Source organism: Actinomadura litoris (assembly GCF_009733595.1).
Lineage (GTDB): Bacteria > Actinomycetota > Actinomycetes > Streptosporangiales > Streptosporangiaceae > Spirillospora > Spirillospora litoris.
The window spans coordinates 371,408-393,268 of record NZ_WOFH01000009.1 but is presented as its reverse complement, the minus strand read 5'-3'; the positions used below and the strand labels follow the sequence as shown (position 1 = coordinate 393,268).

Sequence of the window (21,861 nt, the reverse complement as noted above, 5' to 3'; positions counted from 1 at the left end):
ACCTTTCCGGGCCGCCGTGCCCGTATGCTTGACGTCCTAGCCTGCCGCCCGCGACCGTGGCCGGGGATGGTTTTTCGGTTGCGAGTGAGCAACACGATACGGGCGCTCTTGTGGGGAGTGCCCGGCATCCTCCGTTCCCGGCAGGCATCATGAACCAGATGGGCCGCTCGGCGGAATACATATGAGATTCATGGTAAACACCGCAGACGGTCACCAGGGGTAACGAAGGAGATCGCGTGGAACTCTCCGTAGTGATGCCATGCCTGAACGAGGCGGAAACGGTCGAGACCTGCGTCCGCAAGACGATCCGCTTCTTCGAGGACAGCGGCATCGACGGCGAGGTGGTCATCGCCGACAACGGCAGCACCGACGGCAGCCAGCAGCTCGCCCGCGACGCCGGCGCCCGTGTCGTGCCGGTGATCGACAAGGGCTACGGCAACGCGCTCATGGGCGGCATCCGCGCCGCGCGGGGCCGCTACGTCGCGATGGGCGACGCCGACGACTCCTACGACTTCGCCACCCTCGGCCCGTTCGTGGAGGAGCTGCGCGACGGCGCCGACCTCGTCATGGGCAACCGCTTCAAGGGCGGCATCGCCCCCGGCGCCATGCCCCCGCTGCACCGCTACCTCGGCAACCCGGTGCTGAGCTTCGTCGGGCGGCTGTTCTTCCGCAGCAAGATCGGCGACTTCCACTGCGGGCTGCGGGCCTTCAACAAGGAGTCGATCCTGCGGCTCGGCCTCCAGACCGGCGGCATGGAGTTCGCCAGCGAGATGGTCGTCAAGGCGACCCTGCAGAAGTACGACATCCGCGAGGTCCCCACCACGCTGTCGCCGGACGGCCGCACCCGCGCCCCGCACCTCAACACCTGGCGGGACGGCTGGCGCCACCTGCGCTTCCTCATGCTCTACAGCCCGCGCTGGCTGTTCCTCATCCCGGGCCTGGTCTTCATGACGCTCGGGCTGCTCGCGGGGATCGCGCTGTCCACCGGCCCGGTCACCGTCGGCGAGGTCGCCTTCGACGTCGACACGCTCGTCGGCGCGTCGGCCGCGCTGGTGATCGGCTTCCAGGCGGTGCTGTTCGCGCTGCTCACCAAGGTCTACGCGATGCAGGAGGGGTTCCTGCCGCACGACCGGCGGGTCCAGAAGATCATCGACTGGTGGAGCCTGGAGCGCGGTCTGCTGCTCGGCGGCCTGCTCGCGGTCGCCGGCCTCGGCGGCCTGGTCGCCTCGCTGCTGCACTGGCGCGTCAACAGCTTCGGTGAACTCGACCCCCGGCACTCGCTGCGCATCGTCGTCCCGGCCGCGACCGCGCTGGTGATGAGCCTCCAGGCCATCTTCGCCTCGCTGTTCGTCAGCATCCTCGGCATCCGCCGCCGCCAGCACCCGCCGCTGGTCGACCCGACCGAGGAGGCCGCCGGCGTCGTGGACGCCGCCGCCGCGAAGGTCGCGGGCGAGCGCAAGGCCGGCGAGCGCAAGGCCGTCGAGGGCGGCCTCACCAGGGCCGACGCCGCCGAGTCGCAGGACGCCGCGGCCACCGGGGACGGCGAGGCCACGGACCCGGCGTCCGGCGCCGAGGACGGCGCGTCGGTCGAGGCGGGCGGCAAGGCCGAGGGCTGAGCCGTCCCCCCGGGCGTTCCCCCGCCGGGCGCGAGCCGGGCCGCGAACCGAGAACTCCCTGAACGTTTCGGGGTCGCGGGCGATGCGCCGGCATCGCTGTGACAGGCTTGCACGACGATGGATCTTCCTTCCCTGACCTGCCGCCGCCCCGCCGGACCCCGGTGAGCGCGGGCCTATGAGCACGAGCCTATGAGCACGGGCACCATGCCGCCGCCCGGCGGCGGCACCGGCACCGGTGGGGGCGCGGCCGTCACGCGCGGGCCGCTGCGCGGGGCGGGCACCCTCCCGGAGGGCGCGGGCGCCCCGGCGCGGGCGCGCCGGCGCCGCTGGGTCTGGCTGTTCCTGCTCGGCTGGCTGGCGCAGGTCGCGGTGCGGGTCTGGCTCGCGTCCGGGCAGACCATGCCGATCGCGATCCCCGACGAGGCGGGCTACCTGTTCGCCGCCCGCGTCATGACCGGCGGCGCCGACGCCGACCTGTCCTACGGGACGGTCTACCGCGGCGGGTACCCGCTGCTGCTGATGCCCGCCTACTGGCTCGCCGACGACCCCGTCACCGTCTACCGCTGCGCGCTGGTGATCAACGCGCTGGTCAGCGCCGCGATGCTGCCGCTGGCCTACCTGCTGCTGCGCGCGCTGCGCGTGCGCCCGCGCTGGTCGTATGTGTTCGGGCACGTGACGGCGCTGCTGCCGGGCGTGGTGTTCTACTCCGAGTTCGTGCTGACCGACGCGGTGCTGCCGGTCGTGCTGCTCGGCTGGCTGCTGCTCGTGCACGCGTGGCTGAAGGCGCCCTACACCAAGGGGGAGCGGCCGTCCCGCCGTGTGGCGCTGTACGGGGTGGGCGCCTCGCTGCTGGTCGCGTTCGCCTACACCTCGCACACGCGCGGCGCCATCTTCCTCGTCGTGCACGGCGCGCTGCTGGCGGTCGCGGTGGCGTGCCGGTGGCGGCACTGGCGCGGCGCGGCCCTCGCGGCGCTCGTCGCGGGCGCGGGGACGGCCGCCGGGACCGTCCTGAACCACTCGCTGCTGCCCCACCTGTACCCGGACGGCGACAACAACCTGGGCGGCAACCTCGCCCGGCGCCTCACCACCTCCGGCGGCCTCGGCTGGACGCTGTCGCTCGGCACCGGCCAGGTCTGGTACCAGTGCGTCGCGACCGGCGGCCTGGCGGCGGTCGGCCTCGCCGCGGTCGGGTTCGCGGCGGCGCGGCGCGGCACCCCGGGACGGCTGCGGGCGCTCGCGCTGGCGATCCTCGCGATCGTCGCGGGGATCGCGTTCGCGACCTCGGGCGCGCTGCCCGACGAGTACCGCGTCGGCAACTACGTCTACGGCCGCTACCTCGCCTGCGTCACCCCCATCCTGTTCGCGGTCGGCGTCGCGGTGCTGCTGCGCGCCTCGCGCCGGACGCTGCTGTCCGCGGTCGCCGCCGCGGTCGCCGTGACCGTGCTGGCGGCGAGCGTCGTCCGGTGGTACGCGGGCGACCGGCTGGCCCGCTACACCTTCACCCGCTACGACTTCCCGGAGACCTCGTTCCTGACCTGGGACTGGAGCTCCTTCCGGCTGTGGGACGCGACGCTCGCGGGGCTCGTGCTGCTCGGCCTCGCCGTCCTCACGACGCTGACGCGGCGGCGCTGGGGCCCGCTGGTGCTCGCGGGCCTGCTCGCCACCGTCGCGCTCGCGATGAGCTACACCGCGACCGACCGGATCGCGCGCCCGTCCGTGCGCAGCACGACCGCCTACACCGACATCCGGGGCAGCGCCGACCTGGAGCACACCCGCTCCATCGCGCTCGACTGGAACGTCCCATGGACGGTCCGGCTCTCGCACTACTACTGGGCCTGGTGGGGCGACGGCAGCCTCTTCAACGCCCGCTGGACCAAGCCCCCGCAGGACGTGGACATGGTCGTCCTGCACTGGCCCAAGCGCGTCCCCCCGGAGGCGTCCTGGCCGCACGGCGCCCCCGACGGCTGGAAGGTCGTCGACAGCCGACGCTCACCCGAAGGCGACTGGGTCGCGTTCGTCAATTGCAGTGCCCTCGGCGCCGGGCCCGGGGGGCCCTCCATCCACGGGCCCTGCGGCGATCGCTAGCATCGCTCCGAACTCGCCTGGCGGCTCGCCGCGCGACCAGATTCCCGCTTCGCTCGAATCCGGCCTCGCACGCGATCGCGTGTCGGCGATGGAGCCGTCCTCAACGGGTCGCGCCGGGGGGCGGGTTCCAGAGTTGGAGGACGTTGTCGGAGGAGCGCCACAGCAGGCGCCAGCCGCGTGCGGGTGAGGGCCGCCAGCCGGCGCCGATCGGCGACTCCTGGCCGCGCCAGCGCGTGTAGAGCATCGGCCCGTCGAAGGCGTCGCGCGGGATCTGCGGCACGTAGTGCGGGAAGTCGCGGATCTCGCCGTGCCAGACCGGGTCGCCCCAGACGTCGCGGGTGTAGAAGGTGAGGGTCTGCGCGAGCCGCCGGTCGGCGCAGATCAGCCGGATCTCCTCGTGCTCGCCGAGGTAGCCGCGCAGCTCGCTCCAGGCGGTGTCGCGCGGCAGTTCGGGGACGGCGCGCACGCACGCCACCGTGTAGGTTCCGCCGAGCGCCACCACCAGCAGCGGCGCGACGACCGTGCGGACGCGCAGCTTCCGGCTCAGGCCGTCCGGCAGCATCCGTGCCATCAGGATCAGCGACCCGAACGCTCCCGCCAGCAGCGCGGGCAGCACCGCGAACCAGTAGCGCGGCAGCCACGCGCGCAGCGAGATGCTGTTCGGGTCGAGGACGCCCGACAGCGCCGTCAGCGGGACGGCGAGCGCGAAGAACCACACCAGCACGAGCGCGAGCCGCCGGTCGCGGGTGACGGCGAAGCCGATCACGGTCAGCACCAGCGCGCCGGCGAAGACCGTGCCGAGCGGCTGCCAGTCGTGCATGGCGCGGATGAAGGAGCGGAGCGCGAGCTCGCGGGTCACGTAGTCGCGGGACTGGCCGCCGTGCTCGGCCGCCGACATCAGCCCGGCCAGCGGATCACCCCAGACCACCGCGTTGTGGACGAGGTTGACCGCCAGCACCGCCAGCATCGGCAGCCCGACCGTCACGTTGCGCCGCCACGGGATCCGCAGTAGCCACAGGTACAGCGGGATGGGCAGGAACAGGAACGCCAGGAACTCCCGGACGAGGAACGCCGACGCCAGCAGCAGCCCGGCGGCGACGAGCATCCGGGTCTGGGCGCGGCCCGTCCGGCGGCTCGCGACGACCAGGCCCGCCATCCCGATCGTGAGCAGCCCCGCGCCCGGCATGTCGGGCAGCATCACGCCGGTCGACCAGGTGACGTCGTGGCCGTAGGGGTTGGTCATCGTGAAGAGCGGGTTGACCAGCAGCGCCGCCACCGCGAGGACGCCCGCCACGTCGCCGAACAGCGACCGGACGAGCAGGTAGGTCCCGGCGAAGAACGCGCAGCCGCCCAGGGCCGTGATGACGAAGTAGGACGCCTGCCCCTGCCCGAGGACCTCCTGGACGAGCCGCGCGGGCAGCACCAGCCCGATCCGCGTGACCTGGTGCGGTACCTCGTCGAACGGCCACCGCGAGAGCGGGATGTCGGGCCAGTCGCGGGCGCCGAGCCACACGTAGTACGGGTCGAAGTACAGCGGCGGCGTCATGACCGCCCACTGGGCGAGCACGGTGGCCGCCGCGACCAGGAGGGTCAGCCACACGACCCGCCGCGTCCGCCGGACGCGGCGCAGCGCCCGGCCGGGCCATCGGCGGTACGCCCCGGCGCGCCCGGCGCCGCTCGCTGCCTGCTGGACGTCGGTGTCCCCGGCCGTGGTCTGGGCCATGCCTCGCTACTGCCTCGCTAGGTAGATCTCCGCCTGGACGGGCGGCGGTGCCGTGGTCCGCCGGGGGCGCCGGGGCGCCGTCTCCGCCGAAGGCTCCGGGGCCCCCGGAGCGCCGGACCAGGCTACTCGCGTCCCGGTCCGTTCCGTGTCGTCCGGTCCGCGATTCTCAGGAACCTTCCAAACTGGGCGCCTTCCGGCTCGCGGGCGCCGCCGTCCGGCGCTCGGGGGCGATAACCGTGCGGCGCGGGGGGCCGACGCGACTACCCTTGATTCCATGTCCTCGTCAAGCCGACACATCTTGACCGCGCCCGCCTGGCCGTACGCCAACGGGCCCCGTCACATCGGGCACGTCTCCGGATTCGCGCTGCCCGCCGACATGTTCAGCCGCTACCAGCGGATGGCGGGCAACCAGGTCCTGATGGTGAGCGGCACCGACGAGCACGGCACGCCGATCCAGGTGCAGGCCGACAAGGAGGGCGTGACGGCCCGCGAGCTGGCCGACCGCTACAGCGGGGTGATCGCCGAGGACCTGTACGGCCTCGGCATGTCCTACGACCTGTTCACCCGCACCACGACCCGCAACCACTACGCGGTCGTCCAGGAGGTCTTCAAGGGCCTCTACGACAACGGCTACATCTTCCCGAAGACGACGATGGGCGCGATCTCCCCGTCCACGGGGCGGACGCTGCCCGACCGCTACATCGAGGGCACCTGCCCGATCTGCGGGTACGACGGCGCGCGCGGCGACCAGTGCGACAACTGCGGCAACCAGCTCGACCCGGTCGACCTGATCAACCCGGTGAGCCGGATCAACGGCGAGACCCCGAAGTTCGTCGAGACCGAGCACTTCATGCTGGACCTGCCCGCCTTCACCGACGTCCTCGGCCGGTACCTGCGCGGCAAGCAGGGCGACTGGCGGCCGAACGTGCTGAAGTTCGCGCTGAACCTGCTGGACGACATGCAGCCCAGGGCGATCAGCCGCGACCTCGACTGGGGCGTCCCGATCCCGCTGGACGGCTGGCGCGAGAACCCGGCCAAGAAGCTCTACGTGTGGTTCGACGCCGTCATCGGGTACTTCTCGGCGTCGGTGGAGTGGGCGCGCCGGTCCGGCGACCCGGAGGCGTGGCGCGCCTGGTGGCAGGACCCGGACGCCCTGTCCTACTACTTCATGGGCAAGGACAACATCGTCTTCCACGCCGAGATCTGGCCGGCGATGCTGCTCGGCTACAGCGGCCGGGGCGACAGGGGCGGCACACCCGGCTCGCTCGGCGGGCTGAACGTGCCGACCGAGGTGGTGTCGTCGGAGTTCCTGACGATGGAGGGGCGCAAGTTCTCCTCGTCCCGGCAGGTCGTCATCTACGTGAAGGACTTCCTGGAGCGCTACGACGTCGACGCGCTGCGCTACTACGTCGCGGTCGCGGGCCCGGAGAACCAGGACACCGACTTCACCTGGTCCGAGTTCGTCCGCCGCAACAACGACGAGCTGGTCGCGGCCTGGGGCAACCTGGTCAACCGGTCGGTGAACCTCGCCGCGAAGAACTTCGGCGCGATCCCCGAGCCCGGCGACCTCACCGACGCCGACCGGGCGCTGATGGAGCGCAGCCGCGCCGCGTTCGGCGCGGTCGGCGCGGAGCTGGAGCGGTCGCGGTTCAAGAACGCGATCACCGAGGCGCTGGACGTCGTCCGGGACGCCAACCGCTACCTGTCCGACCAGGCGCCGTGGAAGCTCAAGGACGACCCCGCCCGCGTCGGGTCGATCCTGCACACCACGCTCCAGGTCGTGGACGACGCGAAGACGCTGCTCACGCCGTTCCTGCCGAACTCCTCGCAGAAGGTGCACGAGATGCTCGGCGGCGAGGGCGAGTGGAGCGGCATGCCGGAGATCCAGACGGTGTCGGAGGAGGGCGGCCCCGACTACCGCGTCCTCACCGGCGACTACGCGACGAAGGCGCGCTGGGAGTCGGCGCCGATCAGGCCGGGCGTCCCGCTGGCCAAGCCGGTGCCGCTGTTCAAGAAGCTCGACACGTCCGTGGTGGACGAGGAGCTCGCCCGCCTGGAGAAGCCGTGAGCGACGACCAGGACGGGCAGGCGTCCCGGGCCTACCCGCCGCTGCCCGAGCGGCTGCCCGCCGACGTCTTCGACAGCCACTGCCACCTCGACATCGTCGAGACGCCGGTGGAGGAGCAGCTCGCGGCCGCGAAGGCGGCGGGCGTCACGCGGATCGTCACGATCGGCTGCGACCTGCCCTCCTCCCGGTTCGCGGTCGAGACCGCCGCCGAGTTCGACGACGTGTACGCGGCGGTCGCGATCCACCCGAACGAGACGGCCGGGATCTCCGACGCCGTGCTCGACGACATCGCCGCGATGGCCGCGCACCCGAAGGTCCGCGCGATCGGTGAGACCGGGCTGGACTACTACCGCGACTGGGCGCCCAAGGACGACCAGCACACCGCGTTCCGCGCGCACGTCGACATCGCCAAGCGCACGGGCAAGGCCCTGGTGATCCACGACCGGGAGGCGCACGACGACGTCCTGGCGATCCTGCTGGAGGAGGGCGCGCCCGAGAGGGTCGTCTTCCACTGCTTCTCCGGCGACGAGCGGATGGCCGGGGTCTGCGCCGAACGCGGGTACGTGATGAGCTTCGCCGGGAACGTCACGTTCAAGAACGCCGACCCGCTGCGCGCCGCGCTGAAGGCCGCCCCGCTCGACCTGGTGCTGGTGGAGACCGACGCGCCGTTCCTGACGCCGGTCCCGCACCGGGGCAAGCCGAACGCCTCGTACCTGGTCCCGCACACCGTCCGCGCGATGGCCGAGATCAAGGGCGTGGACGTCGCGGACCTGTGCGCCGCGATCGCGGCGAACGGCGAGCGGGTCTTCGGCCCCTGGTGATCCGGTACGGGTGATCCGGTACGGGTGATCCGGTACGGGGTGATCCGGCCCCTGGTGGTCAGCGGGCGTCGGCCGGGCACGGTTCGGCGCGGACCGCGACCCGGTCGACCAGCGCCTTGACGGCGCCGACGCCCTCGGCCGGGTCGCACACCGGCGCGCCGGACGCGCCGGTCCCGACCGCGCAGGGGAAGCCCATCCCGGTCAGCGGCGCGGGCAGCGCGGCGCCGCGTCCGACGAGCGTGGTGGTGACGGCCGCGCGGCGGGCGGGCCCGACGGTCTCCAGCAGGCGGCCGAGGGCCCGGCAGGAGGGGCAGCCCTCCGTCAGGTAGATCCGCACCCCCGTGATCACTTCGTCGCACGGCTCCACGGACGGGCTCTCCTCGGGGGGCGGGGCGTCGCTCCCGCCGCCCGCGCGGCGGTCGACCAGCAGGACGATGGCGACCGTCGCGACGGCCGAGGCGACCGCCGCCCCGATCCGGACGGCGGTGCCGCCGCCCCCCGCGCCGCCCCCCGCGCCGCCGGACGCGGCGAGCGCGATCAGGGCGAGCCCGGCCGCCCCCGCGTTGGCGCCGACGTGGACGCGCCCGACGGAGGCGAGCCGCGCCGCGCCGAAGCACACGCAGCGCCGGCCCCGCAGCCTGTAGGCGATTCCGGCGAGCGCGGTGTAGGCGGCGAGCGCGATGGCCGCCGCGGGCCCGGCCGGGAGCGCGACGAGCGCCACCGCGAGGGTGGTCTCCGCGGCCCCCGTCATCCGGGGGCCCCAGGGCGAGCGCAGGATCCCCCGCTCGAACGGCCACGCCAGCCGCCCGGACGGGACGAGCGCCTTCGCGGCGCCCGCGACCGCGAGCGGCCCGGCGAGCAGGCCGGGCAGCGCGTCCGGGATCTCAGACCACATCTCTACGACCTCCGATCGGCGCCCGGGGTCCCCGCGCGCCCCATCCGGCCGGGAGCCGGTGCGGTGGACGTGTTTCCACCCCGGCCTCTCCGAGCCGGTCCCGATGAAATCGACGCATCATTTTCGGCGCCGGTTCCGTGGCATCGCATGCCGTGTCGGCAATGGCTCAGAAATGGCGCGCCGCGCCGCCCGCGAGTGGTATGGGAAGGCGGGCTGGGCTGGTCGTCCGGTCGCCGTTCATGGGTCCCCCGGTGTTCGAGTAGGCCCGGCGCCCTGGAGGCTTCGACGCTCGCAGATGTCGCCGGGTTCATTCTTCGAGTGGATTTCGACCGCTGCGGGGATTCGGGTGGCGCGCACAGTGGCGTGCACAGTGACTCGCACAGTGGCGCGCACTAGGCCCGCGCCAATGGGCAATCATGCTGAATGGACGGGCGAGAGGCAACCTGGAAGGTTATAGGGTGGCGTGGACCGTTCCCGAACCGTCCGGTAGGAGCCGCCGATGCCGGGCATCATCGTCCAGCGGGAGGGCGGGCCCGGCTCGACGGAGGTGGCGCCCGGCGGCGAGCTGACGTTCGGGCGCGACCCGTCCACCGGGCTGACCCTCGCCGACCCCGCCGTCTCCCGTGTCGCCGGGCGCGTCCGCGCCATGGACGGCTACTGGCTGCTCAGCAACCTCAGCCGCGCCGCGACCTACGTCGTCGAGAACCCCGAGGGGGCGGGGGAGTACCTGCGCGCCCGGCCCCGGCGGCTCGACATGCCGGTCCCGTTCGAGTTCGCCCGCGTGCTGATCCCGGCCGGCACCGGCACGGTGTCGTTCCTGGTCTTCGCGCCCGCCCAGATGTACGCCGACCCCGACGCGCCGGACGACACCGGCGGCGACGCCACCGCCATCCCCTATCCGCTGGACGTCGGCGCGAAGTACTTCCTCGTGCTCGTCGCCCTGTGCGAGCCCCGGCTCCGCGACCCCTCCAGCGTCGTGATCCCCACCGTCCCGGAGATCATCGAGCGGCTCGGCGACGCCCCGGGACGCGGCGGACTCACGCGCGCCGCCGTCAACTTCCACATCGACTACCTGGCCGCGGCGAAGCTGCGCGTCAAGGACCCCGCGCCGGAGGGCCGCGCGGCCAAGGCCGACTGGCAGCGCGCCGCGCTGGTGTCGCTGGCGCTGCGCTTCAACCTCGTCCGCGACGAGCACCTCGCGCTCCTGCCGGCGCCGGAGGCTCCGCGCGGCGGTGAGGGCGGCGTGTCCGAAAGCGACGTTCGGGGCTGAGGAGGTGGCGGGCACCGCCGGTTGGCTCTACTCTCTGGCCGGAGCGGGCGCCCCCGAGCCCGGTCGGCCCTGGAGGAAACGGTGCGTCGAGCCCCCACGACCCCTGCGGTTCCCGTCCTGCTGGTGACGGCGCTGCTCGCCGCCGCGTGCGGAGGCGGAGGAGGCGGCGGAGCGGCCAAGCCCGCCGGCAGCACGGCCCCCGTCGCGGACGCGCCGCGCACCAGCGCCCCGGCGCCGCGCAAGGTCGTCATCGTGGTCGACAAGAAGAAGACCGAGACGATGACCACCGGGACGACCGTCCAGCAGGTCCTCGACCAGGCGAAGATCCGGCTCGGCCCGCACGACCTGGTCGCGCCGCCGCGCGACCGGCCCGCCGGGGCGAGGATCAAGGTGGTGCGGCTGCTGTCGGCCCCGGTGACCAAGGTCGTCGCGGTCACGGCGCCGACGATCCGCAAGAAGAGCTCGTCGGTGCCGCCCTTCAGCGAGAAGGAGCTGCGCAAGGGCAGGCCGGGCCTGAGGATCGTGCGGACCGCCTACGTCCGGCGCAAGGGCAAGAAGGTCAAGACGGTCATCTCCGAGAAGGTCAAGCGCAAGCCCGTCGCGCGGATCCTCGCGGTCGGGCCGCAGTCGGCGGCCGGGGGCTCGGCGTCCCGGCTGAACTGGCACGGCCTCGCCAACTGCGAGTCGCACAACAACCCGAAGGCGGTCAATCCGGCCGGGTACTACGGGCTGTACCAGTTCTCGATGCAGTCGTGGGCGTCGGTCGGGGGCTCGGGCAGGCCGTCGGACGCCAGTCCGGGCGAGCAGACCTACCGGGCGCAGCTCCTCTACAACAAGGTGAACGGGCGCTGGCAGGGCCAGTGGCCCAACTGCGGACGGTTCCTGTTCTCCTGACATCGGTCTTCTCCTGACATCGGTCTGCCTCTAATACCGTCCGCGGGTTTGAGACACTTGCTCCGTGGGGGACAAACAGGGGTTGCTCGGGCCCGCCGACGTGCGGGCGCTGGCGGGGCGGCTCGGCATCCGGCCGACCAAGACGCTCGGGCAGAACTTCGTCATCGACGCGAACACCGTCCGGAGGATCGTCCGGGCCGCCGACCTGCGCCCCGACGACGTCGTGATCGAGGTCGGGCCGGGGCTCGGGTCGCTGACGCTGGCGCTGCTGCCGGAGGCGCGGCGGGTCGTCGCGGTCGAGATCGACCCGGCGCTCGCGGCCGAGCTGCCCGCGACGGCGGCGGCGCGCGAGCCGGGTCTCGCGGGACGGCTGGAGGTCGTGCGCGCCGATGCGATGAAGATCACATCGGTGCCGGGGCCGGAGCCGACCGCGCTGGTCGCGAACCTCCCCTACAACGTCGCCGTCCCGGTCGTCCTGCACCTGCTGGCCGCGCTGCCGTCGCTGCGGCGCGCGCTCGTCATGGTGCAGGCCGAGGTCGCCGACCGGATGGTCGCCGCGCCCGGCTCCAAGATCTACGGGGTGCCGTCGGTGAAGCTCGCCTGGTACGGCGAGGCCCGCCGGGCGGGGCCGGTCGGGCGCGCGGTCTTCTGGCCCGTCCCGAACGTCGACTCCGGCCTGGTCGCGTTCACCCGGCGCGACCCGCCGGACACCACCGCCCCCCGCGAGCGGGTGTTCTCGGTGATCGACGCCGCCTTCGCGCAGCGCCGCAAGACGCTGCGCGCGGCCCTCGCGGGGTGGGCCGGGTCGGCGGCCGCGGCCGAGCGGGCGCTGCGCGCGGCGGACGTTGATCCACGGGCTCGGGGCGAAGCCATTGACGTGGCCTCCTTCGCCCGGATTGCCGAGTATGGTCCAGTGGGCGATTCCCACTGTCCCCCCACGGGTGCTCCAGGGGGCGCATCACATCCGGAAGAGGCGGAGGGCGATGGTGAAGGCGCGTTCGCGGACGGCGCGGGTCGGGGTGCCCGCGGCGGCGCCGATCGTGATCACGGCGCTGGCGGCGCTGGCAGCCGCCGGCTGCGGTAGCGGCGCGGGGGCCGCACCGAAGATCACGACGACCGCGCGGGCCGGCGTCGCCCCGACGCCCCCGGCGAAGGGCGCCTACTTCGGCGCCTACGTCCCGCCGGAGGACGTCGCCAGGCCGAAGTCCTCCGCCGGGTCGCCCTCCAAGACCTCCGGCTCCCCGGACGGTTCGGCGAGCCCCTCGGCCGGGCCTTCGGGAAGCCCGTCGCAGAGCCCCTCGGGGAGCCCGTCCGGCAAGCCGACGGGCAAGGACGCGGGCAGGCCCGGCATGGAGCCGGTCGCCGCGTTCGAGAGCGGGCTCGGACGGCAGCTCGACATCGTCCAGAGCTACCGGGGCTGGAAGTCGCCCTTCCCCACCGGCCTGGACTCCTCGGTGCTCGCCAGCAGCCGCTACCTGCTGCTGACCTGGGGCGGCGCCGACACCAAGGAGATCATCCTCGGCGAGCACGACGAGCTGATCCGCTCCCGCGCCCGCGCGATCAAGGCCACCGGCAAGCCGATCTTCCTGCGCTGGTCGCGGGACATGGACAAGAAGAGCTCGCAGAAGCGCGTGCACTCCGCCGCCGACTTCATCGCCGCGTGGAAGCACCTGCGGGCCGTCTTCAAGCAGGAGAAGGTCGACAACGTCGCCTGGGTGTGGTGCCCGTCGGCGCGCGGCTTCGGCTCCGGCAACGCGGGGTCGTTCTACCCCGGCGACGACGAGGTCGACTGGATCTGCGCCGACGCCCAGCCGGGCGGCGACTACGACTACCGCGACCTGTCGGAGGCGGTGAAGCTGTTCGTGCAGTGGGCCCGGGGACGCGCCAAGCCGATCATGATCGCCGAGTTCGGCGTCCCGAAGTCCTACGGCGAGCGCCGCGCCGAGTGGCTCCGCGCCGCCGCCAGGACCCTCCAGGACCCGCAGGTCAAGGCCGTCGTCTACTTCGACTCCGACGAGCAGGCCGACGACGCGCGCGACACCCGGCGGGCGTTCGCGGTGACCGGCGACAAGCGCGCCGTCTCGGCGCTGCGGGAGATCGCGACCACCCCCTACTTCAACCCGCGCAACCTCCCGGTGACCAGCGACTGACCTCCGGGCACCCCGCGCGACCTGCGGGGACGGGCCGGTTTCGGTACGGGGGCGCCGCGTCCCGTACGCTTCGGTGACGTGACGGCAGTGAGCGTACGCGTTCCCGCGAAGGTCAACCTCCAGCTCGCCGTGGGGCCGCTCCGCGACGACGGCTACCACGACCTGGTCAACGTCTTCCACGCCGTGTCGCTGTTCGACGAGGTGCGCGCCGTGCCCGCCGCGCGGCTGGAGGTGAGCGTCGAGCCGGCGCCCTACTCGCGGGTGTCGGTCGAGGGCGTCCCCACCGGCGCCGACAACCTCGCCGCCCGCGCCGCGACGCTCGTCGCCGCGCGGCTCGGGACCCCGCCCGCGGTGGCGCTGCGCATCCGCAAGGCCATCCCCGTCGCGGGCGGCATGGCGGGCGGCAGCGCCGACGCCGCCGCCGCGCTGGTCGCCTGCGCCCGGCTCTGGGACGACCGCGAGTCGCCCGTGCTGTCGCGCGACGACCTCCTGGAGCTCGCCGCCGACCTCGGCAGCGACGTCCCGTTCGCGCTGCTCGGCGGCACCGCGATCGGGGTCGGACGCGGCGAGCGGCTCACCCCCGCGCTCGCCCGCGGAACCTTCCACTGGGTGTTCGCGACCGCCGGCGGCGGCCTGTCCACGCCCGCCGTCTACGCCGAGTGCGACCGGATCCGCGCCGCCGACGGGCGCGCCGCGCCCCGGCCGCGCGTCAGCGAGGACCTGATGGCCGCGCTCGCCACCGGCGACGCCAAGGGCCTCGGCGAGGCGCTCGACAACGACCTCCAGCCCGCCGCGCTCGCGCTCCGGCCGTCCCTGCGCCGCACGCTCGCCGCCGGGCGCGACCTCGGGGCGCTCGGCTCGCTCGTCTCCGGCTCCGGCCCCACCTGCGCGTTCCTCGCCGCGAACGACGAGCACGCCGCCGAGCTCGCCGCCGACCTGGACGGCGCGGGGGTCGCCGCGTCGGTCGTCCGCGCGTCCGGCCCGGTCCCGGGCGCGACGCTCGTCTGACGGCCGCGCGCGGGGGTCACCGCACGGTGAGTGATCGGTGGCACACTAGCTGCTCTAGTCATACAAGCGAACTCCGAGCCCGCCGGGGGCGTCCTTAGGGTGAACGCCCGAAATCCGCGGACGAGGTGGAGCGATGACGATTCTGTCCGGGCTGCTGGCACTGCTGGCCATCGCCATGATGGTCACGCTCGTCGGGAGGTCGGTGCGCCGCGACCGGGACCTGCGCCGCAACGCCCCCGGCACCGTCGCCGGCACCGTCGCCGCGCCCGACCCCGCCCTCGCGAGCACCTCCAACGCCGTCCCGGCGGCCGTCGCCGGCGCGACGGCGCGGCCCGAGGGCGGCCCGCCGCCCCGCTGAGCCCCGCGACCGGGCCGCGCGGCGGGCCGCGCGACCGGTTCGCCGGGGGCAATAGGCTGGAGGCGTCGTGAATCTGATCAACGTTGAGAACGTCGCCAAGGCCTACGGCCCCGCCCCGCTGCTCGACGCCGTGTCCCTCGGGCTCGACGACGGCGACCGCGTGGGCGTCGTCGGGCGCAACGGCGGCGGCAAGAGCACGCTCGTGTCCGTCCTCGCGAAGGAGGCCGAGCCCGACGCCGGGCGCGTCACCCACGCCCGCGGCCTGCGGCTCGGCTACCTGACCCAGCGCGACGACTTCCCCGAGGGCGCGACCGTCCGGTCGGTGGTGCTGGGGGAGCGCGCCGAGCACGAGTGGGCGGGCGACACCCGCGCCCGCGAGATCCTCGCGGGCCTGCTCGCCGGGCTCGACCTCGACGCCCCGCTCGCCGGGATGTCCGGCGGGGAGCGGCGCCGGGTCGCGCTGGCCCGGCTGCTCGTCCCCGAGTCCGACCTGCTGGTGCTGGACGAGCCCACCAACCACCTCGACATCGAGGCCATCGACTGGCTCGCCCGGCACCTGCGCGGCCGCCGGGTCGCGCTGCTCGTCGTCACGCACGACCGCTGGTTCCTCGACGAGGTCACCGAGCGGACGTGGGAGGTCGTCGACGGCCGCGTCGAGCGCTACGAGGGCGGCTACTCCGCCTACGTCCTGGCGAAGGCCGAGCGGTCGCGGATCGCCGCCGCGACCGAGGCCAAGCGGCAGAACCTGCTGCGCAAGGAGCTGGCGTGGCTGCGCCGCGGCCCGCAGGCCCGCACGTCCAAGCCGAAGTTCCGGGTGGACGCGGCGCAGGCGCTGATCGCCGACGAGCCGCCCGCGCGCGACTCGGTGGAGCTGACCCGCTTCGCGACCGCGCGGCTCGGCAAGACCGTCTACGACGTCGAGGACGCCACCGTCCGGCTCGGCGAACGCGACCTGTTCTCCCGGATGACCTGGCGGCTCGGCCCCGGTGACCGGGTCGGGCTCGTCGGCGTGAACGGCAGCGGCAAGAGCACGCTGCTGCGCCTGCTGGACGGCTCGGTCGACCCGGTGGCGGGCCGGGTGGTGCGGGGCAAGACCGTCCAGCTCGCGCACCTGTCGCAGAACCTTGAGGACCTCGACCCGTCCCGCCGCGTCCTTGAGTCGGTGGAGGAGATCCGCCGCCGCATCACCGTCGGCAAGCGCGAGTGGACGGCGAGCCAGCTCCTCGAACGGCTCGGCTTCGCGGGGGACCGGCAGTGGACGCCGGTCGGCGACCTGTCCGGCGGCGAGCGGCGCCGCCTCCAGGTGCTGCGGCTGCTCATGGGCGAGCCGAACGTCCTCCTGCTGGACGAGCCGACCAACGACCTCGACATCGAGACGCTCACCGAGGTCGAGGACCTGCTCGACGGCTGGCCCGGCACACTCGTCGTCGTCAGCCACGACCGCTACTTCCTGGAGCGCATCACCGACCACGTCGTCGCGCTGCTCGGCGACGGCCGCGTGACGATGATGCCCGGCGGCGTCGACGAGTACCTGGAGCGCCGCGCCGCCGGAACCGCCGGCGCGGTCGCCCCCGCCACGCCCGCCGGGCCCGCCGCGGCCGCGCCGCCGAGGCCCAAGGGCGGCCAGGACTGGAAGGCCCGCAAGGAGCTCGACCGGCTCGAACGCCGCCTGGAGAAGCTCGCCGGGCAGGAGGCCGAGCTGCACGAGCGGCTCGCCGCGCACGCCACCGACTACGCCAAGCTCCAGGAGCTGGACGGCCGCCTCAAGGAGATCCAGGCCGAGGCCGCCCAGGTCGAGGAGGAGTGGCTGATGCTCGCCGAGGACGTCGGCTAGGAGCCGCCGGCTAGGAGCCGCCGCCTAGGAGTCGAAGGGGACCAGCAGCGTCCGCAGCAGGTCGGCGAGCGCGCTCCGCTGGGCGGGGCTGAGCCCCTCCAGGAACACCTGCTCGCGGTCGAGGAGGTCGGCGAACGCCGCGTCCACGCGCCGCAGCCCCGCCGGTGTCAGCCGGACGATGACGCCGCGCTTGTCGAGCGGGTCGGGATGCCGCTCGACCAGGCCCGCCGCCGCGAGCCGGTCGATGCGGTTGGTCATCGTCCCGGACGTGACCAGCGTCGCGTGCAGCAGCCGACCGGGGCTGAGCTGGTAGGGGGAGCCCTCCCGGCGCAGCGCGGTGAGGACGTCGAACTCCCACGACTCCAGGCCGTGCGCGCCGAACACCGCCCGCCGCGCGCGGTCGAGATGGCGCGCGAGCCGCGAGATCCGGCTGAGGACGTGCAGCGGCGCGACATCGAGGTCGGGACGCTCGGTGTTCCAGGCGCCGACCAGCCGGTCGACCTCATCCTCCATCCCGCCACCCTACCCATCTCGATATCGAGACGCCCGCCGCGGACGGCGGTCCCGGCGGATGATCGTCGGGCGGCCGACTCCGGCCACCCCGGCGGCGCCGGTGGCGATCAAGCCCTGCTGTAATGATCTTCAACCGCGTTGCCGCAGGCAGACGGCCGACGCCCATCCCCTCGGAGAGAACCATGCAGCACACCCTCGGCAAAGGCGGGAACGCTCCACTCGACGGCCGGTCCGCCGCGGTCACGATCACGGCGGCCGTGCCCGTCGACGTCTCCGCGCTGCTGCTCACCGGGGAGCGCAAGGTCCGCGGCGACCACGACCTGGTGTTCTTCAACCATCCGGAGCAGGACGGGGTGAGCGTCGAGAACGCCACGGTCACCGCCGACCTCGGCCGGGTGCCGCCCGAGGTGCACACGGTCGCGATCGTGGCGAGCGTCGACGCCGACCGCCCGGGGGCGCGCTTCGACGCCTCCACCACCCCGCGCGCCGCCGTCGTCTGCGGGCAGGGCACGGTCGCCTTCGAGCCGCCCCCGCTGGTGGACGGCGAGACGGTCGCGGTGCTGCTGGAGCTGTACCGGCGCGGTGACGGCTGGAAGGTGCGCGCGGTCGGGCAGGGGTGGGCCAGCGGCCTGGCCGGGCTGGCCGCCGACTACGGCGTGACCGTGGACGACCCTGGCCCCGCCGCCCCCGCGCCGGCCGCGCCCCCGGTCGCGGCCCCGGCGGCGGCACCGCTAGGCAAGATCACGCTGAAGAAGGCGGGCAAGGCGTCGATCAGCCTGGACAAGCGCGACACCACGGCGACGGTCACCGCCTCGCTGGAATGGGACGGGGGCAAGCGGAAGTCCGAGGGAGCGGACCTGGACCTTTACGCCCTGTTCGTCCCCGCCCACCAGGTATCGCCGCCCTCCAAGCTGAAGAAGGGCCGCAAGGAGAGCGACGGTGTCGTCTACTACCGCGACCTCGGCACGCTCACCGCGCCGCCCTTCATCCAGCTGGACGGCGACGCCACGGTGCCCGGCCGGGAGACGGTCCGGATCACACGTCCCGACCAGCAGGGATATGTCCTGATCTGTGCCTACAGCGCCGTCGAGAACGGCACCGGCTCGTTCAAGTCCTACGGCGCCCGCGCGGTCGTGACCGACGGCCGGGGCTCCACGGTGACGGTCCCGCTGTTCCACAGCGACGACTACTCGTACTGGGTCGCGATCGCCCTGGTGGACTTCACCGTCCCGGACGGCTTCGAGATCAGGCACGTGGAGCGCTACAGCGACGGCGGCGAGGCCCGTCCCATGCTCTACACCGACGGCACCTTCGAGATGGACGAGGGTCCGATGGAGTTCAAGGGGGAGGACTTCTAGCGCGCCGCGCCGACCGGATTCTTGACATCAAGATAGGGGCGGGGCATCCTGTGTCTTGATGTCGAGAGATGCTGAATGGGACCCCGCGCAGTACGGGCGCTACGGCGACGAGCGCTCCAGGCCGTTCGCCGAGCTGGTCGGACGGCTCCACGGCCTGGAACCCCGGTCCGTCGTCGATCTCGGGTGCGGCTCGGGCGAGCTGACCGCCACCCTCGCCGAGCGGTGGCCGGAGGCCGTCATCGAGGGCCGGGACAGCTCACCCGACATGATCGCGGCGGCGAAGGCGCACGAGATCCCCGGCCGGCTGAGCTTCGCGGTCGGGGACGTCGCCGCCTGGCGGCCGCACGACCCGGTCGACCTCCTCATTTCCAACGCCGTTCTGCACTGGGTTCCCGAGCATTTCGAGCTGCTGCCGCAATGGGCCGGCGCCCTCGCCCCCGGCGGGCGGCTCGCGTTCCAGGTGCCCGGCAATTTCGACGAGCCCAGCCATACCCTTCTGCGGGCGCTCTGCCGGTCGCCCCGATGGAAGGGCAGGGTCGGCCACATGATGCCGCCCTCGCCCGTCCTCACCCCGGCGGGATACCTCGATCTGCTGGCGCGGCACGGATACGCGGTCGACGCCTGGGAAACGACCTACGCGCAGATCCTGCACGGCGACGACCCGGTCCTGGAATGGGTCAAGGGAAGCACGCTGCGGCCCATCCTGACCGAACTCGACGCGGCCGAGACCGAGGAGTTCCTCGACGCCTATCGGCGTCGGCTGAACGAGGCGTATCCGGCCGCGACCTACGGGACCGTGTTCCCGTTCCGCCGCGTGTTCGTCGTCGCGCGCCGGAACGCGCCCTAGACGGGGTGCCGTCCGTCCATCAGAGGTGAGCGACTCGTTCCCCTGCGGTGCGCGACCTCGGCGGACGGGCGGCATCCGGACCAGATCCCGGCACCGTGACCCGGCGCCGGCGACCCCGGCCGCCGGCCGTCCGGGCGAACTCCGGACGGCCGGCGGTTTCACGGGGAATCGGTCCCGCTCAGCCTTCCTGGGGCTCGGCGTCGCCCTCGCCCCGGACCTTGCGCTGGGCCTTCTCGGCCTTCGCGGCGGCCTTCTCCTCGGCCTTCTCCGCCTTCGCCGCCGCCTTCTCGGCGCGCTTCTCCTGGCGCTCCATCTCCTTGCGGCGCTGCCTCGGATCGAGCGAGGGCCGCGGCTCCAGGCCCGAGATCCCGTTCCACGCGAGGTTCACGATGTGGGCGGCGACCTCCTCGCGGCGCGGCTTGCGCACGTCCAGCCACCACTGGCCGGTCATCGCGACCATTCCCACGAGGCTCTGCGCGTACAGCGGCGCGAACTTGTCGTCGTAGTCGTGCCGGTCGAACTCCTGGGCGAGGATGTACTCGACCTCACCGGCGATCTCGCTGAGGAGGCTGGCGTAGCTGCCGGTCCCGGTGCCGCCGTGCGAGTCGCGCACGAGGATGCGGAACCCGTCCGGATTCCCCTCGATGTACTCCAGCAGCGCCAGCGCGGCCTTCTCCAGTTTGCCGCGGTAGTGGGTCGCCGAATTCAGCGACTCGGTGATCAGCCTCAGCAGTTTCTCGAACTCCCGGTCGACGACGACCGCGTACAGTCCCTCCTTGCCGCCGAAGTGCTCGTACACCACCGGCTTGGAGACCCCGGCGGCGGAGGCGATCTCCTCCACCGAGGTGCCGTCCAGACCGCGTTCGGCGAACAGCGTCCGCCCGATGTCGAGGAGCTGCTCGCGGCGTTCCTTGCCTGTCATCCGCTTTCTGCGGGGTCTGGGAGCGGGTTCCGTCACGGGCTCAATTGTGGCGGTCAACGAGCCTGCTCGGTGCGTTTGGCGGCGAGCCGCTCCGCGTTCGGCCAGCGGACGTCATAGGCCCACCCCGCCCGCTCGAACGCCCAGATGATCCGCGCGCTGATGTCGATCTGCCCCCGCAGGACGCCGTGGCGCGCGCAGGTCGGGTCGGAGTGGTGCAGGTTGTGCCACGACTCGCCCAGCGACGGGATGGCGAGCCACCACACGTTGCGGGACCTGTCGCGCACCTCGAAGTGCTCCTTGCCGAACGTGTGGCAGATCGAGTTGATCGACCACGTCACGTGGTGGACGAGCGTGATCCGCACGAATCCGGCCCAGAACAGCGCGGTGAGGAATCCCGTCCAGGACATCGTGAGCAGCCCGCCGAGCGCGGCGGGCAGGAAGAACGACAACGCGACGAGCGCGGGGAACAACTGGTGGATGCGGACCATGTCGCGGTCGTTCAGCAGGTCCTTGGCGTAGCGCGGCTTGGACGTGCGGTTCCCGTCGAACAGCCACCCGTAGTGCGCCCACACGAGCCCCTTGCCGAGCGCCTTCCAGTCGTTGCCGAACCGCCACGGCGAGTGCGGGTCGAAGTCCTTGTCGGAGTGCTTGTGGTGGCGCCGGTGGTCGGCGACCCACGTGATGACCGGCCCCTCGATCGCGAGGCCCCCCGCCAGCGCCATGAAGATCTTCAGCGGCCGCCGCGCCTTGAACGACCCGTGGGTGAAGAAGCGGTGGTAGCCGACCGTGATCCCCGCCGCCGACAGCACGTAGAACACCGCCATGATCGCGATGTCCGTCCAGCCGAGGAACCTGCCCCAGGCGAGCGGGACGGCCGCGAAGAGCGCCAGGAACGGCACACCGGTGAACACGGCGACGAGCAGCCGCTCCGCGTTGCCCTGCCGGTCCGGGTCGAGTTCGGGTCGGCGCTGCGGCCGGGGAGGGTCGAGGGCCGGGGCCGTGGTCATAGAGTCACCGCTTCCTGTGTCTGGGCTGTCCTACCTACGCCACCGTAACCTACGGGTTCGTAAGTTGTGCAGGGGCAAACGGTAAAAACAGTGGGAATCTCCCCCACAGGCCACATAACACTCTTGCGGCCCATCGGTCCGACGGACCCCGCCGGAGGGACGTGACATGCCCCTCACCCAGCACGAACGCACGACCCGCGGCAAAGGTTCACGCGTCGGCACGAGGACGGAGTGCTCGCATCCGGCCGACCTAAACCGATCCGGACAGACATCGACATGTCGGTCGCACGACACCGGAGGCGGCGGGCGCGGGACAATAGACTGGGCCCACCCCCCGAGGCTCGGTATCGTTGGGGCGCCCGGACGGTCGGCTCATGTCCGAACTGTCCGCTTTGGTCCGGCGTGGTGTAATTGGCAGCACAAGGGTTTTTGGTGCCCTTAGACAAGGTTCGAGTCCTTGCGCCGGAGCTGTCCGCAACGTCGCGATCAGCG

General features: G+C 72.9%; 17 protein-coding genes, 1 tRNA gene and 1 pseudogene. 14 read left to right on the top strand and 5 right to left on the bottom strand.

Features of this window, described 5'->3' with window-relative positions; genetic code table 11:
• The first annotated feature begins 236 nt into the window (after positions 1-236).
• Positions 237-1,616, top strand: coding sequence for a glycosyltransferase family 2 protein (locus tag GNZ18_RS25910; RefSeq protein ID WP_312874736.1), 1,380 nt, complete (start codon positions 237-239; stop codon positions 1,614-1,616).
• Between the two features lie 189 nt (positions 1,617-1,805).
• Entirely contained in the window at positions 1,806-3,701 is a 1,896-nt protein-coding gene (locus GNZ18_RS25905; protein WP_156219110.1) for a hypothetical protein, read from the top strand.
• A gap of 100 nt (positions 3,702-3,801) precedes the next feature.
• Here GNZ18_RS25905 and GNZ18_RS25900 read toward each other — a convergent pair whose 3' ends face one another.
• A complete protein-coding gene (locus GNZ18_RS25900; protein ID WP_156219109.1) occupies positions 3,802-5,424 on the bottom strand; it encodes a glycosyltransferase family 39 protein in 1,623 nt (540 codons plus the stop codon).
• 274 nt (positions 5,425-5,698) lie between these two features.
• Between GNZ18_RS25900 and metG the strand changes: the two genes are divergently transcribed.
• Positions 5,699-7,492, top strand: a complete 1,794-nt coding sequence (gene metG, locus GNZ18_RS25895; RefSeq protein WP_156219108.1) for a methionine--tRNA ligase — start codon at positions 5,699-5,701, stop codon at positions 7,490-7,492.
• A complete protein-coding gene (locus tag GNZ18_RS25890) occupies positions 7,489-8,313 on the top strand; it encodes a TatD family hydrolase (protein WP_214620832.1) in 825 nt (274 codons plus the stop codon). Before metG ends, GNZ18_RS25890 begins: the two co-directional genes overlap by 4 nt.
• 58 nt (positions 8,314-8,371) lie before the next feature.
• On the opposite strand, the gene GNZ18_RS25885 is transcribed toward GNZ18_RS25890, so the two are convergent.
• Complete coding sequence (locus GNZ18_RS25885; protein ID WP_156219107.1) at positions 8,372-9,208, bottom strand: hypothetical protein; 837 nt, start codon at positions 9,206-9,208, stop codon at positions 8,372-8,374.
• A gap of 499 nt (positions 9,209-9,707) precedes the next feature.
• On the opposite strand from GNZ18_RS25885, the gene GNZ18_RS25880 reads away from it, so the two are divergent.
• The 7 genes from GNZ18_RS25880 (at position 9,708) to GNZ18_RS25850 (ending at position 16,722) form a co-directional block, all read left to right on the top strand.
• Entirely contained in the window at positions 9,708-10,478 is a 771-nt protein-coding gene (locus GNZ18_RS25880; RefSeq protein WP_156219106.1) for an FHA domain-containing protein, read from the top strand.
• A gap of 81 nt (positions 10,479-10,559) precedes the next feature.
• Positions 10,560-11,372, top strand: coding sequence for a resuscitation-promoting factor (locus tag GNZ18_RS25875; RefSeq protein WP_312874735.1), 813 nt, complete (start codon positions 10,560-10,562; stop codon positions 11,370-11,372).
• Between the two features lie 64 nt (positions 11,373-11,436).
• Positions 11,437-12,456 (top strand): 16S rRNA (adenine(1518)-N(6)/adenine(1519)-N(6))-dimethyltransferase RsmA, encoded by a 1,020-nt coding sequence (gene rsmA, locus GNZ18_RS25870; RefSeq protein ID WP_214620835.1) that lies wholly within the window; start codon positions 11,437-11,439, stop codon positions 12,454-12,456.
• A complete protein-coding gene (locus tag GNZ18_RS25865) occupies positions 12,356-13,522 on the top strand; it encodes a glycoside hydrolase family 26 protein (RefSeq protein WP_246250331.1) in 1,167 nt (388 codons plus the stop codon). The genes rsmA and GNZ18_RS25865 overlap by 101 nt, the downstream gene beginning before the upstream one ends.
• An 87-nt stretch (positions 13,523-13,609) precedes the next feature.
• The gene (locus GNZ18_RS25860) at positions 13,610-14,530 is read left to right on the top strand and encodes a 4-(cytidine 5'-diphospho)-2-C-methyl-D-erythritol kinase (protein ID WP_312874740.1); all 921 of its coding nucleotides are present in this window, start codon (positions 13,610-13,612) and stop codon (positions 14,528-14,530) included.
• A 133-nt stretch (positions 14,531-14,663) separates the two neighbouring features.
• Positions 14,664-14,888 carry a hypothetical protein gene (locus tag GNZ18_RS25855; RefSeq protein ID WP_156219104.1) on the top strand — a complete coding sequence of 75 codons (225 nt, stop codon included), beginning with the start codon at positions 14,664-14,666 and terminating at the stop codon, positions 14,886-14,888.
• A 67-nt stretch (positions 14,889-14,955) separates the two neighbouring features.
• Positions 14,956-16,722, top strand: a complete 1,767-nt coding sequence (locus GNZ18_RS25850; RefSeq protein ID WP_312874734.1) for an ABC-F family ATP-binding cassette domain-containing protein — start codon at positions 14,956-14,958, stop codon at positions 16,720-16,722.
• Positions 16,723-16,746: 24 nt separating this feature from the next.
• On the opposite strand, the gene GNZ18_RS25845 is transcribed toward GNZ18_RS25850, so the two are convergent.
• Complete coding sequence (locus GNZ18_RS25845) at positions 16,747-17,235, bottom strand: MarR family winged helix-turn-helix transcriptional regulator (protein ID WP_156219103.1); 489 nt, start codon at positions 17,233-17,235, stop codon at positions 16,747-16,749.
• Positions 17,236-17,357: 122 nt separating this feature from the next.
• Here GNZ18_RS25845 and GNZ18_RS44205 point away from each other — a divergent pair.
• Both GNZ18_RS44205 and GNZ18_RS25835 read left to right on the top strand, forming a co-directional pair.
• A pseudogene (locus tag GNZ18_RS44205) lies at positions 17,358-17,900 on the top strand (TerD family protein); the annotation flags it as partial.
• A 751-nt stretch (positions 17,901-18,651) separates the two neighbouring features.
• Positions 18,652-19,440: a trans-aconitate 2-methyltransferase gene (locus GNZ18_RS25835; protein WP_156219101.1), complete on the top strand. Its 789-nt coding sequence runs from the start codon at positions 18,652-18,654 to the stop codon at positions 19,438-19,440.
• Positions 19,441-19,618: 178 nt separating this feature from the next.
• On the opposite strand, the gene GNZ18_RS25830 is transcribed toward GNZ18_RS25835, so the two are convergent.
• Positions 19,619-20,362 (bottom strand): TetR/AcrR family transcriptional regulator, encoded by a 744-nt coding sequence (locus tag GNZ18_RS25830; protein ID WP_156219100.1) that lies wholly within the window; start codon positions 20,360-20,362, stop codon positions 19,619-19,621.
• A gap of 53 nt (positions 20,363-20,415) precedes the next feature.
• The gene (locus tag GNZ18_RS25825; protein ID WP_156219099.1) at positions 20,416-21,369 is read right to left on the bottom strand and encodes an acyl-CoA desaturase; all 954 of its coding nucleotides are present in this window, start codon (positions 21,367-21,369) and stop codon (positions 20,416-20,418) included.
• 396 nt (positions 21,370-21,765) lie between these two features.
• Here GNZ18_RS25825 and GNZ18_RS25820 point away from each other — a divergent pair.
• Positions 21,766-21,837 (top strand) — tRNA-Gln (locus tag GNZ18_RS25820).
• The last annotated feature ends 24 nt before the right edge of the window (positions 21,838-21,861 follow it).

What these genes read in the sequence shown, in the direction of transcription:
- GNZ18_RS25905 (WP_156219110.1), top strand. Translation starts at nt 1,806, where the DNA reads ATGAGCACGGGCACCATGCCGCCGCCCGGCGGCGGCACCGGCACCGGT.
- GNZ18_RS25900 (WP_156219109.1), bottom strand. Translation starts at nt 5,424, where the DNA reads ATGGCCCAGACCACGGCCGGGGACACCGACGTCCAGCAGGCAGCGAGC.
- metG (WP_156219108.1), top strand. Translation starts at nt 5,699, where the DNA reads ATGTCCTCGTCAAGCCGACACATCTTGACCGCGCCCGCCTGGCCGTAC.
- GNZ18_RS25885 (WP_156219107.1), bottom strand. Translation starts at nt 9,208, where the DNA reads ATGTGGTCTGAGATCCCGGACGCGCTGCCCGGCCTGCTCGCCGGGCCG.
- GNZ18_RS25880 (WP_156219106.1), top strand. Translation starts at nt 9,708, where the DNA reads ATGCCGGGCATCATCGTCCAGCGGGAGGGCGGGCCCGGCTCGACGGAG.
- GNZ18_RS25865 (WP_246250331.1), top strand. Translation starts at nt 12,356, where the DNA reads ATGGTGAAGGCGCGTTCGCGGACGGCGCGGGTCGGGGTGCCCGCGGCG.
- GNZ18_RS25855 (WP_156219104.1), top strand. Translation starts at nt 14,664, where the DNA reads ATGACGATTCTGTCCGGGCTGCTGGCACTGCTGGCCATCGCCATGATG.
- GNZ18_RS25845 (WP_156219103.1), bottom strand. Translation starts at nt 17,235, where the DNA reads ATGGAGGATGAGGTCGACCGGCTGGTCGGCGCCTGGAACACCGAGCGT.
- GNZ18_RS25835 (WP_156219101.1), top strand. Translation starts at nt 18,652, where the DNA reads ATGTCGAGAGATGCTGAATGGGACCCCGCGCAGTACGGGCGCTACGGC.
- GNZ18_RS25830 (WP_156219100.1), bottom strand. Translation starts at nt 20,362, where the DNA reads ATGACAGGCAAGGAACGCCGCGAGCAGCTCCTCGACATCGGGCGGACG.
- GNZ18_RS25825 (WP_156219099.1), bottom strand. Translation starts at nt 21,369, where the DNA reads ATGACCACGGCCCCGGCCCTCGACCCTCCCCGGCCGCAGCGCCGACCC.